This window comes from Rhizobium sp. SG570 (assembly GCF_012275345.1).
In the GTDB taxonomy this organism is placed as follows: domain Bacteria; phylum Pseudomonadota; class Alphaproteobacteria; order Rhizobiales; family Rhizobiaceae; genus Rhizobium; species Rhizobium lusitanum.
Map to the genome: position 1 here is coordinate 298,956 of NZ_JAAZQI010000003.1, position 17,661 is coordinate 316,616.

The 17,661-nt window shown below is 59.6% G+C and carries 15 protein-coding genes; all 15 read right to left on the reverse strand.

All coding sequences use genetic code 11. From position 1 onward, the window contains the following. Positions 1-201: 201 nt before the first annotated feature. The 15 genes from nirD to FHT28_RS08785 all read right to left on the reverse strand — a co-directional run bounded on the left by nirD (position 202) and on the right by FHT28_RS08785 (position 17,660). A complete protein-coding gene (gene nirD / locus FHT28_RS08715; RefSeq protein ID WP_168595999.1) occupies positions 202-552 on the reverse strand; it encodes a nitrite reductase small subunit NirD in 351 nt (116 codons plus the stop codon). 4 nt (positions 553-556) lie between these two features. Then, a complete protein-coding gene (gene nirB, locus FHT28_RS08720) occupies positions 557-3,007 on the reverse strand; it encodes a nitrite reductase large subunit NirB (protein WP_168596000.1) in 2,451 nt (816 codons plus the stop codon). Between the two features lie 18 nt (positions 3,008-3,025). Next, positions 3,026-4,291 carry a nitrate/nitrite transporter gene (locus tag FHT28_RS08725; RefSeq protein WP_168596001.1) on the reverse strand — a complete coding sequence of 422 codons (1,266 nt, stop codon included), beginning with the start codon at positions 4,289-4,291 and terminating at the stop codon, positions 3,026-3,028. A gap of 298 nt (positions 4,292-4,589) precedes the next feature. Further along, entirely contained in the window at positions 4,590-5,825 is a 1,236-nt protein-coding gene (locus tag FHT28_RS08730) for a CmpA/NrtA family ABC transporter substrate-binding protein (RefSeq protein WP_168596002.1), read from the reverse strand. Then, positions 5,822-6,424, reverse strand: coding sequence for an ANTAR domain-containing protein (locus FHT28_RS08735; protein WP_047555896.1), 603 nt, complete (start codon positions 6,422-6,424; stop codon positions 5,822-5,824). Before FHT28_RS08735 ends, FHT28_RS08730 begins: the two co-directional genes overlap by 4 nt. Before the next feature lie 400 nt (positions 6,425-6,824). Beyond that, positions 6,825-7,634 (reverse strand): IclR family transcriptional regulator, encoded by an 810-nt coding sequence (locus FHT28_RS08740; protein ID WP_168596003.1) that lies wholly within the window; start codon positions 7,632-7,634, stop codon positions 6,825-6,827. A 170-nt stretch (positions 7,635-7,804) separates the two neighbouring features. After that, on the reverse strand, positions 7,805-8,575 hold the full coding sequence (locus FHT28_RS08745) for an amino acid ABC transporter ATP-binding protein (protein WP_047555673.1): 771 nt from the start codon (positions 8,573-8,575) through the stop codon (positions 7,805-7,807). A gap of 13 nt (positions 8,576-8,588) precedes the next feature. Beyond that, complete coding sequence (locus tag FHT28_RS08750; RefSeq protein WP_037191089.1) at positions 8,589-9,248, reverse strand: amino acid ABC transporter permease; 660 nt, start codon at positions 9,246-9,248, stop codon at positions 8,589-8,591. A 6-nt stretch (positions 9,249-9,254) separates the two neighbouring features. Continuing rightward, entirely contained in the window at positions 9,255-9,917 is a 663-nt protein-coding gene (locus tag FHT28_RS08755) for an amino acid ABC transporter permease (protein WP_092575308.1), read from the reverse strand. A gap of 57 nt (positions 9,918-9,974) precedes the next feature. Further along, positions 9,975-10,817 (reverse strand): transporter substrate-binding domain-containing protein, encoded by an 843-nt coding sequence (locus FHT28_RS08760; RefSeq protein ID WP_113084755.1) that lies wholly within the window; start codon positions 10,815-10,817, stop codon positions 9,975-9,977. Between the two features lie 483 nt (positions 10,818-11,300). Then, positions 11,301-12,623 carry an FAD-binding oxidoreductase gene (locus tag FHT28_RS08765; protein WP_168596004.1) on the reverse strand — a complete coding sequence of 441 codons (1,323 nt, stop codon included), beginning with the start codon at positions 12,621-12,623 and terminating at the stop codon, positions 11,301-11,303. Positions 12,624-12,634: 11 nt separating this feature from the next. After that, positions 12,635-13,534 carry an ABC transporter permease gene (locus FHT28_RS08770; protein ID WP_047640572.1) on the reverse strand — a complete coding sequence of 300 codons (900 nt, stop codon included), beginning with the start codon at positions 13,532-13,534 and terminating at the stop codon, positions 12,635-12,637. A gap of 10 nt (positions 13,535-13,544) precedes the next feature. Further along, positions 13,545-14,495 carry an ABC transporter permease gene (locus FHT28_RS08775; RefSeq protein ID WP_047555684.1) on the reverse strand — a complete coding sequence of 317 codons (951 nt, stop codon included), beginning with the start codon at positions 14,493-14,495 and terminating at the stop codon, positions 13,545-13,547. Between the two features lie 81 nt (positions 14,496-14,576). Next, complete coding sequence (locus tag FHT28_RS08780; RefSeq protein WP_112442171.1) at positions 14,577-16,250, reverse strand: peptide ABC transporter substrate-binding protein; 1,674 nt, start codon at positions 16,248-16,250, stop codon at positions 14,577-14,579. Positions 16,251-16,328: 78 nt separating this feature from the next. Further along, a complete protein-coding gene (locus FHT28_RS08785) occupies positions 16,329-17,660 on the reverse strand; it encodes an FAD-binding oxidoreductase (protein WP_092575320.1) in 1,332 nt (443 codons plus the stop codon). Between the last annotated feature and the right edge of the window lies 1 nt (position 17,661).

Below are 17,661 nucleotides of genomic sequence, written 5' to 3' on the forward strand. Positions count from 1 at the left end.
GTTTACACCCTCCTCTGACATCTCCCCCTCAAGGGGAAGGATCAGGAGCTCGCCGTGCCACTGGTCTCCACCCACTGAACAAGAGCGATACATGCTTTTCTTGTTCAAACGGGCAGCAGCAAACTCAAACCGATCTTCCGTCTTGAGGGGAAGATGTCTGGAACGAACAGAGGAGGGTACCACCGCGCACACGGACATGATCTATTCCGCCGCCATCATCATGGTGTCGAGAGCGATCGACAGCATGCCGTTCTCATTGCGCACAGGAATGGTCCTGACCGAGCCCTTGTCCGCGCCGAGAGCTTGCCCGGTTTCGAGCGAGATGACCCAGTTGTGCAGGGGGCAGGTGACGGCAGCGCCGTGGACGATGCCCTGGGAGAGCGGGCCGCCTTTGTGCGGGCAATGATCCTCGATGGCGAAGACCTCGTTTTCGGCCGTGCGGAACACGGCGATCTTGCCCTGCGGGGTTTTCACGCAGCGTGCGCCGCGCAGCGGGATGTCAGAGATGTCGCCGATCGGATGCCAGGTGTCTTTTGGCCAGTTCATGTCCATCTCCTTACTCCGCAGCCTGATGGAAGCCGACCGTCGCCATCGGCCGGAATTCGTGCTTGTCCTTGCCGGAAACACGCTCCGACCAGGGATCGACCTGGGCGAATTTCTGGCTGAAGACGAAGCGCTCGTAATAGGCCCTACGCTTGTCGGCATCCGTCATGATCTGGCGGCGGATCTCGTCGAGGCCGATGCGCTTGGCCCATTTGTAGATGCGCTCGAGATAGCGGCCCTGCTCGCGGTACATCTGCGTCAGCGCGACGATATGCTCCAGCGCCTCGTCCTCGGTCTTCACTAGGCCGAGCACTTCCGTGCCCTTGATGTCGAGGCCGGCGGCACCAGCGAAGTGGATCTCGAAGCCGCTATCCACACAGATGACGCCGATGTCCTTGCAGGTGGCCTCGGCGCAGTTTCTCGGACAGCCGGACACCGCCATCTTGAGCTTTGCCGGCGTCCACGAGCCCCACATGAATCTCTCGATGCGGATGCCGAGGCCGGTGGAATCCTGCGTGCCGAAGCGGCACCAGTCGGAGCCGACGCAGGTCTTCACCGTGCGCAGGCCCTTGGCATAGGCCTGGCCAGAGATGAACCCGGCCTTGCCGAGATCGGCCCAGACGGCGGGCAGGTCCTCCTTCTGGATGCCGAGCAGGTCGATGCGCTGGCCGCCGGTCACCTTGACCATCGGGATCTCGAACTTGTCGACGACATCGGCGATGGCGCGCAGTTCACCGGAATTGGTGACGCCGCCCCACATGCGCGGCACCACCGAATAGGTGCCATCCTTCTGGATATTGGCGTGGACGCGCTCATTGATGAAGCGGGACTGGTAGTCGTCGGCATATTCGTCCGGCCAGTCGCAGACCAGGTAATAGTTGAGTGCCGGCCGGCATTTGGCGCATCCGCAGGAGGTTTTCCATTCCAGCTCCTGCATGACGGCGGGGATGGTCTTCAAACCCTTGGCCTTGATCAGTCGGCGCACGTCGTCATGGCCAAGCTCCGTGCAATTGCACATCGGCTGTACCGCCTTCGGATTATAGGCATCGCCAAGCGTGATCGACATCAGTTGCTCGACAAGGCCTGTGCAGGAGCCGCACGAGGCGGACGCCTTGGTGTGGGCGCGCACATCGTCGAGCGAGGCCAGGCCCTTGGCGGTGATGGTCGAGGTGATCTTGCCCTTGCAGACGCCGTTGCAGCCGCAGATTTCCGCGTCATCCGGCAAGGCTGCAACGGCCGCCATAGGGTCCAGCGGCGACCCTCCCTGATAGGCCTGACCGAAGATCAGCGTCTCGCGCATCCCGGAGATGTCGGTCGCCTTCTTCTTCAGGTCGTTGAACCAGGCGCCGTCGGCCGTCTCGCCATAGAGCACGGTGCCGATGATGCGGTTGTCCTTCAGCACCAGCCGCTTGTAGACGCCGCCGGCCGCATCGCGCAGCACGATCTCCTCGCGATCGTCGCCATCGGCGAAGTCGCCAAGGGAAAACAGGTTGATGCCGGTGACTTTGAGCTTCGTTGGCGTGTCCGAATGCACGAAGGCGGCGGAGCGGTCGCCCGACAGATGCGATGCGGCGACACGCGCCATTTCATAGAGCGGCGCCACCAGGCCATAGACCTGGCCGCCGACTTCGGCGCATTCGCCAAGCGCCATGATGCTGCCATCCGAGGTCTGCATGCCGTCATCGACGACGATGCCGCGGTTGACGGCGATACCGGCGTCCTTGGCAAGACCGATATTGGGACGAATGCCGACGGCCATCACCACCAGCGTCGCGGGAATGATGCGGCCGTCATCAAGCTCGATGCCCTCGACCTTGCCGTTGCCGATGATCGCCTTGGTATTGGCCTTGGTGATGACCTTGATGCCGCGCTCTTCGACGGCCTTCTGCAGCAGATAGCCGGCGGCGGGATCGAGCTGGCGCTCCATCAGCGTTGCCATAACATGCAGAACGGTGACATCCATGCCGCGCGAGGCAAGGCCGGCAGCCGCTTCGAGACCAAGCAGGCCGCCGCCGATGACGATCGCCTTCTCGCGCGACTGGGCGGCAAGCAGCATCGCCTGCACGTCATCGAGGTCGCGATAGGTGATGACGCCGGGCAGATCCTTGCCCGGGACGGGAATGATGAAGGGCACGGAGCCGGTCGCAATGACAAGTTTGTCGTAGCTCTCGAAGACGCCGTGATCCGAGGTGACGGTCTTGGCCACCCGATCGATGGCGACGATCTTGTGGCCTTTGTAAAGGGTGATGTTGTTCTTGATGTACCAACCGTCGCCGTGGATGATGATCTGCTCGTAGTCCTTCTCCCCGGACAGGACCGGCGACAGCATGATACGGTCGTAATTGACGCGCGGCTCGGCGTTGAAGATCGTGACGCTGTAGCGACCGGGTGCCTGTTCGAGGAGGTGCTCCAGCATGCGGCCCGGCGCCATGCCATTGCCGACGATGACAAGTTTCTGGGTCATAGTTCCAAGTCCTTGAGATTAGGTGGCGGCTACAACGGGGGCAGAGGACCCACGGCGCTCGAGTTGCCTTACGGAGAGATGCATCCAGACGAGCGAAATCGCCACAATCGCGAAAAGCAGCAGGAAACAACTGGACCAAAGGCCGGTGATGTCCTTGAGCAGGCCAAAGACGATCGGCAGGATAAATCCGCCAAGGCCTCCCATCATGCCGACAATGCCGCCGACCGCGCCGATGCTCTCAGGGTAGTAGGCGGGGATGTGCTTGAATACGGCCGCCTTGCCGAGGCTCATGAAGAAGCCGAGGACGAAGATGACGACGATGAAGACGGCCGGGGTAATTCCAAATGCCGAGCTCGTTGGTGTGACAGCGGGCAGGGAAAGGACTAGGGTAGCGACGGCCGACACCGCAAGCATTGCATACATCACGCTGCGTGCCCCCTTCTTGTCGGAGAGTACGCCGCCGAAGGCGCGAAAGACGCTGCCAGGAATGGAATAGGCAGCCGCAACCATGCCGGCAACCTCAAGATTGAAGCCATAGGCGCCGACCAGATAGCGTGGCAGCCAAAGCGAGAGGGCGACAAAACCTCCAAAGGCGAAGAAATAGTAGAGCGAGAAGCGCCATACCTGAACGTTTTTCAGCGGTGCGAATTCCTGAAGCAAGCTCCTGGATGCAACCCCGCGATCGCGACGAGCGCGGAAGGCCGGATCGTCGGTGGTGGTGAACCAGAAAGCGATCGCCATGGCCGCGAGTACCAGCGCCCAGATTTCCGCAACCGCCTGCCATCCCCACGCGATCAGCACGAAGGGAGCGGCAAACTTGGTAACCGCCGCTCCGACATTGCCGGCGCCGAAGATGCCGAGTGCCGTTCCCTGCTTCTCTGGTGGAAAGAACGGGGAAACATAGGCGACGCCTACCGCAAAGGAGCCGCCGGCGAGGCCGACGCCCAGGCCGGCAATCAGCATTTGCATGTAAGTGGTTGCATAGGACAGGAGGAAGGTTGCCACCGCGGCTGCCAGCATTGTGAGCGTGTAGACCACGCGGCCGCCGTAACGCTCTGTCCATATCCCGAGCAGGATACGAACGACGGATCCGGTGAGCACGGGTGTGCCGACCAGCAAGCCGAATTCGGTCTCGCTCAGGCCGAGTTCCTGCTTGATGCGAATGCCTATGATCGCAAAGATCGTCCAGACGGCGAAACAGATCGTGAAGGCGAATGTGGAAATCCACAATGCTTTCGCCGGTTCGCCGGCGGACATGGGCTGTGTTTTCTTAAGAACAGACATGGCTTCTCCCGGGGCTCGACAAGGTCGTGCCAATCCATCATTGAGGGTCAGAAACACAAAAAGCCGCACCTCAGGGCGCGCGTACGAAAGTACACGGAATATCCTGATCGGCGGCTTTGCCTGAGGCGTCCGTCATTGGACGCTAAAATGCGGCCTTTCGGCTTGCTATTTTAGAAGCAAGGACCGTGCCAATTCGAAATTTGGGTCTAGTTATGGCGTTCTAAGCAAAAAAGCTTCCGCCGGGCAGGCTATGAAGCGATTAAATCAGCAGTGCGTGCTCCCAATATTTGGGCATTGCTCACAAAGTAGGCATACTGGTCGTGTTTTTTTGAGCCGCGACATATTCATCGATGCGATCAGGATCAAAAAGGGTGCCGTCGAAAAACCCGTCTGGGCCAAGCGTCAGCATGCCACTTGAGCCCACCGGCGTTTCCATACGCAAGGCGCCCTCGACCTTGGAGCTTGCGGCTGGCATCGCGAGACCCAGCGCCTTCAGAGCGTTCCGGTAAATATCCGGTCGATAAGTGTTGCCGGCGATACGCTGGTGAGATGCGGTGTGTTTGACCTGACCCCAGCGAACCATCTGTGTGTAGAACCAAAGCGCGTGGCTCTTCCACGGAAACGTCGCCGCCTTCGCGTTTGGGACGAAAAAGTCCTTTACGGTTTGAGTGTGCTGGCCACCGATTCTAAGCTCGCCCGTCACCGCGGGCCGCAACAATTCCACAGACTTGTCGATGTATGCAGGTCCGGAAAGCAATATGGCAAGCTCCTCATGGTTGGCAACATCGGCACACCAGAGTGATGCATTGTAAAGCGCCGTGAGCAATGCGGCGAGGGCTTCGGGATGGCTGTCGCCCCAACGGCCATTCACTCCCAGTACCTTTTCGGGGCTGGATTTCCAGATCGCGGCCTTGACCGTCGCGAGATGCGCACCTCGTTTCAAAACGCCGAACGTATTCCACGGTTCACCGGCGCAATAGCCATCGATGAAACCAGCCTTCAGTGCATTTCCCATATCCGCAGGAGGCAGGATTACGATCTCAACCTCCCGATCGGGATCGATGCCGCTCGCAGCAAGCCAATATCGAAGTTCGTAGTTATGTCCGGAATAGGGATGCACCACGCCGAAACGGAGCTGATCTCCAGTTCGCTGTGAGATCACCCGCCGCAGCGCCATGCCGCTTGAGCGGGCATCGAGATTGCCAATCGCACCATTCTCGACCATTGCCCGCCACAAGCCACCCGACACCGTGACGGCATTTCCGCCGAGGCCAAGCGCCATGGGCACGATCATTCGCGGCGCCGGCGCCGTGAGTCCAAGGTTACAGGCGATCGGCATCGGCGCGAGGATATGGGCAACCTCAAAGTGCCCGACAGCTAATCTATCCCTGATCGTTGCCCACGAACGCTCGCGCACGAGCGTGAGATCCACCTGCTGCGCTTCGGCAAAGCCCCTCTCTTTGGCAACGACCAGGAGGGCACTATCCACGAGCGGCAAGAAGCCCGCGGTGATTTCGTACCTACTCGTCTTCATGTGTCCCCTCCCGGATCGAGCAGGCTTGCCGCGGTAACGAGGCTTTGAGCAATCTCGACAATTTTCCTGTTCTGGCCCATCGCCGTTCGCCGCAGGAGTGCATAGGCCTCCATCTCCGAAAGCCCGCGCGCGCGCATCAGCAATCCCTTGGCGCGTTCGATCAGCTTTCGGTTTTCCAACTCGCCGCGTGCTTCTTCAAGTTCGCGGCTCAGTCGCGAAAACGCATTGAAACGACTAATCGCCATCTTAAGGATGGGTCGAACACGTTCCTGCCTTAGACCGTCGACGATATATGCTGAAACCCCAGCGTCCACAGCAGCTTCGATGGAAGCTTCATCGGACTTGTCTACGAACATCGCGATGGGCCGATTTACGGCACGTGATATCTGAAACATGCTTTCCAACACGTCCCGGTTGGGGTTTTCAAGATCGATGACAATCACATCAGGATTGATCTCGGTGATCCGCCTCGCAAGACCCGTCATATCGGCGATGATTGTTACGTTGTCGTACCCTGCGTCCCGCAAACCTTCTTCAATGATGGATGCGCGAATGCGGTTCTCATCAATCACCAGTACATTCAGACTGTTAGGTTTCATGAGATCGACGCCACAGGTTATCGGCATTCATTCAATGTCAGGCGCGCAAATAGTGACGGCCGAAACGAAGAGACTCCGCACATGCGGGAAGTCTGCTTCAAAATCAAGCGCTGTCTTGGGTATTGTTGCACGAATAGCGACATGGCAGATATTGAGCGGGTGTCTTCGCTCATTAAACGTAGGGTCACCGCAATCTGGAGTAAAAGATATTACCAGATGTCAGAACTAACCGAAGCAAGCGCGGCGATCGGCCTGGTGATAGCATTGTGGGCGAGCGGAGGCTGAAGGCGGAGGATCCTGGCACATTAGAGTGTCGGCGCTTATCATGCACTGCATTTTCGGGATGAAACCCCTGGTCGGTGATGCTGACGTGGAACAGGCGGCAAAAAGATTCTGTTCGTTATGATTGAGATCCGAAGAAACGGTTTTTTGTCGAACGGAAGCCGAGCCTTTCGGACATCTCATGCGCGGCTTTCAGAAGACTGTCTAGATAGGAGGCACGGTTGCGCAGGCCGTCCTCACGTGGGGCAACTAGGCAGAGAGTGGCGATGCACGAGCCCTCGGCCTGATAAATTGGGACAGCGAAGCAATGAGTGAAATTCTCCACCTCGCTGTTGAAGGTGAAATATCCGTCGTCGGAGGCCTGCCGCACCTGAGCGATGAAATCCGCCGGTTCCAGCTGTCTACCATCCGGCAAGACGAAATCCTCCGGCGGAATGAAATCAAGAATTTCTCGATCCGAAAGATGCGCGACGAGCAGACGTCCGGAGGCTGTCCAGGGAATGGCGACGAGTTCGCCGACATTCGAGGAGATGCGGAACGGACGGATGCCCTCGCGCATCATGGCGACCGTGTATTTATTGCCTTCCAGCAGGCACATCTGCGCGGTTTCGCGGGTCTCCTCTGCCAGAGCGTTCAGCACGCGATCGCATTCGCGCATTAAATCGAATTGTTCGGCATAGGCAGTTCCAAGGAAATAAAGGCGACGGCCGAGAAACACCCGGCCATCGTCCCCTTGATAGTCAAGCATGCCGTGGCCGAGCAAAAGATTGACGAGTTCATAGATAGAGGAGCGCGGTGCGCCGATTTCCGTGGCGATCTCGTTCGGACGCATTGGCTGACGCTTCATCCGCAGAAATTCAAGGATTTCGAAAGCTCGATCTAGACCACGCATGCGTCGCGATATGGTATCGTTCGGTGTGTCGGCCATGCTCTTCTCCGAATATTCTCAACCGGTCGCAACCGGCGCAATGGGATGCAGTGCGGTGGTGGGTTCTTGCCGATTATTCGGCATTGATGCCCGATGGCCCTCAAGGAGAGGCTGCGATAGCATTCGCCTGTGTGCTAACGCAACGCTTGTCCCGCGCCACCTTATCCCTGTCAGTTGAAACTTGAGGTCTTGAGGAATTCGGCAAGCCGATCTGTTTTCGGACGCACAAACATGTCCTTCGGGTCTCCTTCCTCACAAATGACGCCTTGATTCATGAATATGACACGCGATGAAACCTCGTAGGCGAAGCGCATTTCATGCGTCACGAGCAGCATCGTCATGCCGTCGGCGGCGAGCCCCTTGATGACTTGAAGAACCTCGCCCACCAGTTCGGGATCGAGGGCTGACGTCACTTCATCGAACAACATCAGCCGCGGCGCCATGGCGATTGCACGGGCGATGGCGACACGCTGCTGTTGGCCACCGGAGAGCTGGCCGGGATAATGGTTGGTGCGGGTTGCAAGGCCAACGCGGTCGAGCCATGTGTCTGCGACGGCGCGAGCTTCCGGCTTCGACATCTTCTTCACCTTGACGAGGCCCAGCATCACGTTTTCGGCTGCGGTCATATGCGGAAAAAGATTGAACTGCTGGAAGGCCATACCCGTCAGCGCGCGTTGACGCGCGATTTCCTTCTCGCTCTTGCGGCGGCGGGTGCTACCGTCGACGTGATAGCCGATCTCCTCGCCATCGAGGCTGATCTTACCCCCCTCAAATTCCTCCAGCATGTTGACGCAGCGTAGCATCGTCGTCTTGCCGGAGCCGGACGAGCCGATAATGGAAATGACCTCGCCCTCCTGTACGCTACAGTCGACGCCCTTGAGGACCTCATTCTGGCCGTAGGTTTTGCGCAGGCCCTGGATGTCTAGAATTGTCTTGGCCATCGGTCGGATCTCCTCAGGACGGCAGTGCGGTCTTGCGCTCGACATATTTGCCGAAACGCTCAATACCGAAGTTGACGATGAAATAGAGAGCGCCAGCGAGAAAATAGAACTGGAGGCTCATGAAATTGCGGGAGATGATCTCCTGTGTGCGCAGGAGCAGCTCGGCAACGCCGATGACGGATAGCAGCGTCGAGGCCTTTACCATCTCGGCGGCGGTATTCACCCAGGCCGGCAGGCACTGGCGCATTGCCTGCGGCCATAAAACCGAGGTGAAAGTCTGGCTGAAAGTAAGGCCGATTGCCTTGGCGGCCTCCGTCTGACCTTTCGGGATGGCCTGAAGCGCGCCGCGCACGATTTCACCGACATGCGACGAGCAAAAGATTGCAAGGGCAAGGACACCAGCAGAAAACGGTCCCAGATTGAGACCTACCGCGGAAGAGACGTAATAGCTTGCCAACACGAGCACGAGCACGGGCGTGCCGCGGATGATATCCGTATAGGCCCGGACGGTAAGGCGTAAAACGGTACCGCCGTAGACGAGCGCCAGACCGACGAAAACACCGAGCAAGGAACCGGCGAGAATGGCCAGCAAAGAGATCGACACCGTCACGCCAACGCCGTTCATGATAACGTAGCGGGCGATCCAGATTTGTTCGAAAAATGTGTGGGACATCCGGTCTTACCTGGGCAGAGCCAGCCGGCGCTCGACGAAGCGCATCAGGGCAGCGATGAGGAAACAGGTTGCGACATAGAGAGCTGACGTGACCAGCCAGGTCTCTATGACGCGGAAACTCTCGACATTGATCTTGCGGGCCGCGAAGGTGAGTTCCGGCACGGCGATGGCGGCGGCGAGAGACGTGTCCTTGAAGAGCGAGATGATCGTCGAGGACAATGACGGCAGCACGTTGCGCAACATCAACGGGGCGATGATGGAGCTGCGGATCTGCATCGATGTCAGGCCGATGGAGAGACCGGCTTCGGTCAGGCCCCTCGGAATTGACAGCAGTCCGGCGCGGAATACTTCCGCCAGATAAGCTCCGGAATACAGCGCAAGCACCAGAACGAAACTCTGCAGCTTGTCGAGGCGGAAGCCCATCTGCGGCAGCGCGAAGTAGGCGAAAAGCACCAGGACGAGGATCGGCAGGTTGCGGACCACCGTGACATAGACCTGCGCCGGCACGACTGCGATACGTTTTTTTGACGTCAGCGCGAAGGCCAAGACGAGACCGATCGCAGAGCCGATCAGGATCGAGACTACGGCGAGGCCGAGGCTGAGCGCCAGACCGCTCAAGAGAAAGTCGAAGTTGCGCCAGACGGCTGCGAAATTCAGCGTGTAACCCATGGCGGGCCGTCCCTTTTCAGGCTGGCGGAGCGGGGAGGTTCCCGCTCCGCTCTGCTGTTACTTGAACTCGACCGGGAAGCCGATCTGCGGAGGGGTAAGATCCTTGCCGAACCAGGTCTTGTAGGACTTGGCGTAGCTATCGAATTCGACGCCCGTCATAGCTTCGTGCAGCGCGGTGTTGACGAAGTTCAGCCAGTCCTGATCGCCCCGCTTGACCGCGCAGGCATAGGTCTGCGGGTTCCAACCGAAGCCGGCATCCTTATAGCGGCCGGGATTCTGCGTCATGTACCAGGCGAGCGACGACTGATCGGTGGCCACCGCATCGGCACGTCCCGATTCCAGCGCTTGATAAATGAGATCGACGGATTCGTACTGATCGACCTTAGCGTCGGGTAGGGCCGCATGGACCATGGACTCTGCATAGACGTTCTGGAGAACCGAAATGGTGATCGAAGAGCCGGCCGCCTTCAACGCGGCATAGTCGCCATATTTGCCGTCAGCCTTGAGCATCAGCCCAACGCCTTCACGATAATAGGGAATAGTGAACGCAACCTGCTGCGCGCGTTCACCAGTAACGGTCATGAACTGGCAGGTAATGTCGACCTTGCCCGTCGTGATGTTCGGGATACGGGCGTCGGACGACTGGTTTACATATTCGATTTTATCGGGATCGCCGAAGAGTGCCTTGGCGATGATGTGGCCCATATCGACGTCGAAGCCCTGAAGCTTGTCGTCCGCGCTCTTGAAGTGCCATGGCGCGTTGGTGCTGCCGGTGCCGAGGACAAGGTGCCCGCGAGCGAGCACTTCGTCGAGTTTGCTGCCGTCGGCGAAGGCAGGCGTGGATGAGAGGAGGGTTGCGGCGACCAGCGACATCACGCCGGCGCGGAAGGAAATAGTCATAGCGTTCCCCTTGGTTAAGCGCTTTTGGATATCCAATATACCGGACATGTGTCTGTTCTCTTGGATGGGCATATCAAGGAGCACGGCTGATGACTTGTCAAGAGTGGCTGATGTTGCCGATCGTTAAGGATGTGAATGTGAGGACGAGTTGGCATCCGTCTTTCCGATGACCTGCTTCGGATCGCGGGCGTCAACGCTTGATCAGGAAGTCCAGAGCTTCGAGGATGTCATGCTTCCGAACCTGGCGGCGACGGAGACGAACCCCGCCGTCCGGCAAGCTCGGGCGGTCTCGGATCAGTGTATTTTCAGCAATAAAAAGTGTGAGGCCGGATGATGATCAATCTGTCCGTCGTGATTTGACCCGTCTTTCCGCTTGGCACCGACCCTGCCAGGCGGAGACAGGCCTATGAAGTGCTTCACTATTCTGAAGCAATTGCGGGATCAAAGGTTTGCTCGTTCGGAAAAGCTAAGGTGATGTTACCGTTAAGCGTGCGGCGGCAGGGGAGCACCGGCGAGTTTTGTCTTGATCCAGTCCGAAACGCGATAATAGCGCAGGGTGAGCTTAGGCCCATAGTTCATGTAGAAGGGCGCTGACGTCAGCGGCTCCAGCTTGAGCGAAAGATCCTTCTCGGGCACGCCCCTAGCCCATTCCGCCAGAATGCCGCCAAGCATGCTGCCTGTCGGCACACCGCGGCCGGAAAGACCGGTCAGCGCGACAACGCCGGTTGCCAGGTCATAGAGGCGCGGGACCGTGCGATATTGCATGTCCAACTCGCCGAACCAGAAGTATTCCCAGCGGATCTCCTGTTTGATCTGCGGATGCAGCCACTTCAACCTATCGCTCATGACTTGCCGCGTGTATTCCATGTCGCGGCCACGTCGACCCATTGGAAACATGGAGGCGACGATCCGTCCTTCGGCATTGTATTTGTAAACATAGATATCGCCGCGGCCATCGTGGATGGTGGTGTTTCGCGGCAGGATCGATTGGCGCTCCTCATCGGAAAGCGGTTGGGTAGCGGCGACGAAGACTTTCTGGATTTTGAATGTCTGGTCAAGTTTCGGCCAGCCGCCCACGGTGTAGGCGCCGGTCGCGAAGATCACCTTGTCAGCGATGACCTCGCCCTTGGCCGTACTGATCGCCCATCCGTCGGCCTGGCGCTCGCATCCGGTCACCGGCGAGTTGGTGTGGATGATGCCGCCCTCTTGGATCACCGCCCGCGCGAGACCCCGGGAATAGCCGAGCGGGTTCAGATGCCCCGCCTCCTCATGCAGCCAGCCGCCATGAAAGCGCGGGCTGCCGGTGATAGCCGCCACTTCGTCCTTGTCGAGCGCCCGGGTCCTGGCGCCGACGGCATTGTAGGTCCGCACCTTCTCCTGGATCGTCTTCATCGCGCCGGGGTAGGGAGCGCCCATGACATAGCCGTTCTGCTGCCATTCGCATTGGATCTGATAGCGCCGGATCATGCTGGAAACGCGGTCATTCGCGCGGGTCTGCCGGGCGATCAGCCGCTCGGCCCAGGGCTCGTCCAGCATCGCGCGCAATTCGGGCAGGCTGTAGTGCGTGAAGGTCGGCGTGCAATGCCCGGCATTGCGGCCGGAGCCGCCGAAACCGATTTCTTCCTTTTCGAGAAGCACGACGCTGATGCCGCCGCTGGCAAGCTCCAGCGCCGTCGTCAGTCCGGTATAGCCACCGCCGACGATGCAGACGTCTGCCTTGGTTGTGCCTTCCAACTCTGTGGTTTCGGGAGCCGGCGGTGCCGTCGCGTACCACAATGTCGTCTTGAACGGCGAAAACTTGGCCATAGCGGTTTTCCTCAGTTCAGGTCGCTGCGGGCGTCGAGCGCATCGCGCAAGCCGTCGCCGATAAAATTGAAGCTGGTGACGGCAAGGGTGATGGCAACGCCGGGAACGATCGCCAGCCACGGGGCACTGGCCAGATATTGCTGGGCACCGTTCAGCATGTTGCCCCAGCTTGGCAAGGGCGGCTGGATGCCGTAGCCGAGGAAGCTGACATAGGCCTCAAGCAGAATGGCGCGTGCAACCGTCAGGGTCGCCGCTACGATGATCGGGCCTATTGCGTTCGGCAGCAACTCGCGAAACATGATCCAGCCGTTGGAAAGGCCGAGCATGCGGGCCGCCAGCACAAAGTCGCGTTCGCGCAACGAGCGCACCTCTGCCTCGACGATGCGCGCGACCTCCATCCAGCTCGTCACAGCTATAATGACGGTGATCATGAAAGGGCTCGGCTTGATGAAGGCGGCGAGTGCCAGCAGCAAGAAGATGCTGGGGAATGACAGGAAGGCGTCGACGAAGCGCATCAGAAGCATGCCGAGGCGGCCGCCATAATAGCCGGCGACGACACCGATCGTGGTGCCGATCAAGGTGCTGAGTACCATGGCGAAGAAGCCCACCAGAAGCGAGATGCGGCCCGCCATGAAAAGGCGCACGGCAACGTCGCGCCCGAGCGGATCGGTCCCGAAAATATGGTAGCCGGCCGTAAAGGGTGGCGCGAAGCGATGGCGCAAATCGATGAAAAGCTCGTCATAGGGAAGTAGCGACGGCCCGATCAGGCAGGTAAGGATGATGAGCGTGATCATGGCGACGCCGAGGAGGGCGAGCCTGTGGCGAGCGAAACGGCGCAGCGTGCGGTTCTGCCACCAGCGCGTATGCGCGAATACGGGCGGGGAGAGACTGGTGGGGGAAGAGGAAGACATGGCGTTTCTCCTAACCGAGCCGGACGCGCGGATCGACGAAGGCGACCAGCAGATCCGCGAGCAGATTTCCGATCAGCGCAAAGACTGCCGAGAACATCAGAAGGCCCATGACGACCGGGTAGTCGCTGTAGCCGAGACTATCGAGAAAGAGCCGCCCCATTCCCGGCCAGGTGAAGACGGTTTCGGCCACCAGCGCGCCCCCGAGGATCGTCGGTAATTGCACGCCGGCAAGGGTGATCATCGGCAGCAGAGAATTGCCGACGACATGCCGCATCAACACGCGTCGAGGCGACAGGCCCTTGGCCTTGGCGGTGCGGACGAAATCCTGGTTGATGACATCGAGCGTGGCGGTGCGCATGTAGCGGCTCCACACAGCAATGTTGACAAGGGCAAGCACCAGGCTCGGCATGATCAGGTGGATCGCATAATCACCGAACGAGCCATTGCCGACCGTGTACATGTTGCCGGCCGGCAGCCACTTCAGCTTCAGCGAGAAGATATAGATGGCGACAAGGCCGAACCAGAAGGTCGGGATCGACAGTGCCACCATGGCGCCGATGGTGGCGCTATAGTCGAAGATCGAATAGCGCTTGGTCGCACCCCTGATGCCGATCCAGGTGCCGAGAACGATCGAGATCGCCATCGAGGTGCCCATCAGGAGCAGCGTGGCGAAGAGGTGGCCGAGAATGATCGATAGCACCGGCTGGTTGTCGCGATAGGAATGGCCCCAGTCGCCCATCAGCATGTGCCTCAGCCAGTCGAGATACTGGATGGGCAGGGGACGGTCGAGGCCCATCTGCGCGGCGATCCGGTCGAGAGCCTCCTTGGTCATGCCCGGCGTCAGCGTATATTGGGATAGCGGACCGCCGGGTGCGAGGGTGAGAACGGCAAAGCCGATCATCGATACGAGCAGCAGCAGTATCAGGCTCTGCCAAAGGCGACTGAGGAGATAGCGAAGCATGGCATTCGTCTCCGATGGTGATGAGATGGGAAGCGGCCAGCCCTCCGACCCGCAACGGATCGAAGGGCTGGAACGGGACGGCTAGGCCTTGGCCCAGTACCAAGTGCCGACGTTCCATGTGTCGATGCGCACGTTGACGTTGGGGATGACGTTTTCAACCCCTACCTTGTGCCCGCGCACGGTCGCATATTGGAACAGCGGCAGAAAAGGTAGGTCGTGGCGCATGATCTCCTGGATCTTCTGGTAGACCTTCTTGCGCTCCTCCGGCACGAAGATCTGGCCGCCTTCAGCCAGGAGTTTGTCGACTTCCGGATTGGCATATTGCCAGGAGTTCTGACCGGCTCCGCCTTTTGCGGTGATTGCGGTGGAGCGGAAGTAATCCGACGTGTCGGGATCGGAGCCGGTCTGGAAGTTGATGCCGACGACGACGGAATCGAACTTCGACATTGTCCAATAATCGCCCCACATGACCGCCGGCGGCAGGTTGGAGATGGTGAGCTCCACGCCGATATCCTTGAAGGTCTGCTGCATGAACTGCTGCACCTGCTCACGGATATGGTTGCCGGCGGTGGTGGAGTTGGTGAAGGCGAGCCTGACGCCGTCCTTCACGCGAATGCCGTCGGCACCGGGCTTCCAGCCGGCATCGTCGAGGATCTTCTTGGCCTTATCGGTGCTGAATTCCTGCTTCGGCAGGTCTGGATTATAGTAGAAGGACTGCTGCGGTATGTAACTCTCGGTCGGCGTCGGCAGGCCGTAATAGAGCGCATCGATAATCGTCTGCTTGTCGATCGCGCAATAGAGTGCCTCGCGTACCGCCGGGTCCTTGAACTGGGGGCGCTCCATGTTGAAGCCGACGGATTCGACGGTGGCAGCGGGAACAACGGCGACGGCCTTGCCATCCAGCCCCTTGGCCTCGTCATAGTGATCCGGCGTAATCCATTGGAGGCCAACGACGTCGATATCGCCGGTCTTGAACTGCGTATAAAGCACCGTCAGGTCGGGAATATATTTGTAGACCAGGGTCTCGAGGTAGGGACCCTCCCCGTAATAGTCGGTGTTGGCCGCAAGCGTGATGTGATCGCCGGCGATGCGTTCGACCCATTTGAACGGGCCTGTGCCGATGGGCGCGTTGTTGAAGGGCGCGCTGTTCTTGTCCTTCTCCGCGCCAAGGATATGCTTGGGCACGATGAAGGTGGCGGCGAGGATCGACGGGTAGGGCGCAAACGGCTTTTCCATCCGCCAGGTAATTTCCGTCGGCGAGACGACGGTGAGATCGCGCACCAGCTCGTGACCAGTCTTGCGCCAACTGCGGAAATCCGGATCGACCATGAGTTCGAGGGTGAACTTGACGTCTTCGGCGGTGAACGGAGTGCCGTCATGCCATTTCACGCCGTCGCGGAGTTTGATCTTCCACTTAAGACCGTCGGCCGAGATGCCGCCGTTTTCGACGGTCGGGACTTCGGTTGCAAGCGCGGGAGAGAACTTGCCATCCGGGGTGACGTTGAAGAGCGGATCGAAGACGCTGAAATGGATACCCTCATCGACTTCGATGTGTATCAGGTGCGGATTGAAGACGGTCGGCTCCTGCGAAAAGCCGATGACGAGCTGACCGGTCGGCTTGGCGGGCGGTGCCGCGAAGGCTTCGCCGCGGCCGAGAATATTGGGCATGATCAGCCCGGAAGCACCGAGCGCCATCATGGTCAGCGCCTGACGGCGGGTGGGTTTCAGGAGGATAGTGTCGTTTGCGTCGGACATGTTGTTCCCCTTTTTGTTGGTAGGACGTTGGCTGTTCTTCTCTCTTATTGTTTTTGCTGTCTTTTATTGGCGAGCAGGTCAGAAACCGCTGATCAGTTCGATCTTCGAACCGTCGTGGAAGCGGGAGAAACGGAAGTTCTTGGGATCGACGATCGGCGGCTTGCCGGTGACGATATCGGCCATCAGCCGCCCGGCGGCCGGACCGATGCCGAAGCCGTGGCCGGAAAAGCCGGTCGCGATATGGAAGCCTGGAATGCTGTCGATCGCGTCGATCACCGGCACGGCATCGGGCGTCACGTCGATATAGCCGGCCCAGCGCTGGGCGATCTCGGCCTTTTCGAAAACCGGGAAGGCTTTCTTGAGATTGGCAAGCGCCGTGTTCGAAAGCTTGGTCGATGGTTTCGGATCGAGAACGCGGCAATATTCGAAGGGGCTTGCCTCATCCATCGCCCAGCGGTCGGGAATGCGGACCTCGTCAAGAAAACGGCCGGAGAGGCGGAAATTCAGCGAGCGCCATTCCTTTTTGAACGCCGGCAAGAACTTGCCGGCATAGCGGAAGGATTTCGGCACGATGTCGACGATGTTCTCGTGACCGGAGGCGATGGTGTAGCCGCCATCCTGGCGCTTTCGCAAAGCAAAGCCGTTGGCCCAGATCGCCTGCTCGGGGCCGCCTTCCAGCGGCTTGGTGCGCAGTACGGAGTTCATCACCTTCAACTGCGGCAGGTCGAGTCCGAACATGCCGGCAAACAGGCTTGACCAGGCGCCGCCGGCGAGAACGACCGCCTTGCAGGCGATCGGGCCGCGCTCGGTGATGACGCCCGAGATTTTGCCGCCGGCCGTCTCGATGCCGCGCACGGCGCATTCAGTGAGGATCGTCGCACCCTTGTCGCGCGCGGCTTCGGCGATTGCCGGCGCTGCGCGTTGTGGTTCCGCCCGGCCGTCTGACGCTGTAAAGAGCGCGCCTTTCAGGTCTAATTGGGAGCCCGGAAAAAGGCTCTTGAATTCAGCGGCGCCAACCATGCGGCTATCGAGCTGATAGCCCTCGAGATTCCGGTTCCATCGCTCATGATCAGCATATTGCTTGTCGTCGGCGCAGGTAAAGACGATGCCCGCTTTCCTGTAGCCAGTGTCGCGGCCGGTGCGTTTGTCGAGCGTGCTCCAGATGCGCAGCGCCTCCGCCATCAGCGGTACCTCGCGCGGGTCACGCCTGGAAATGCGTACCCAGCCCCAGTTGCGGCTCGACTGCTCCTGGCCGATTCCCCCCTTTTCACAAAGCGCGACACGCAGACCGCGCTCAGACAGTTCGAGGGCTGTCGAGGTGCCGATGATGCCGCCGCCGATGACGACGACGTCGACTTCCTTGGGCAATTCCGTATCCCCATGCACGGGGACTACATAGGGGCCGGGCATA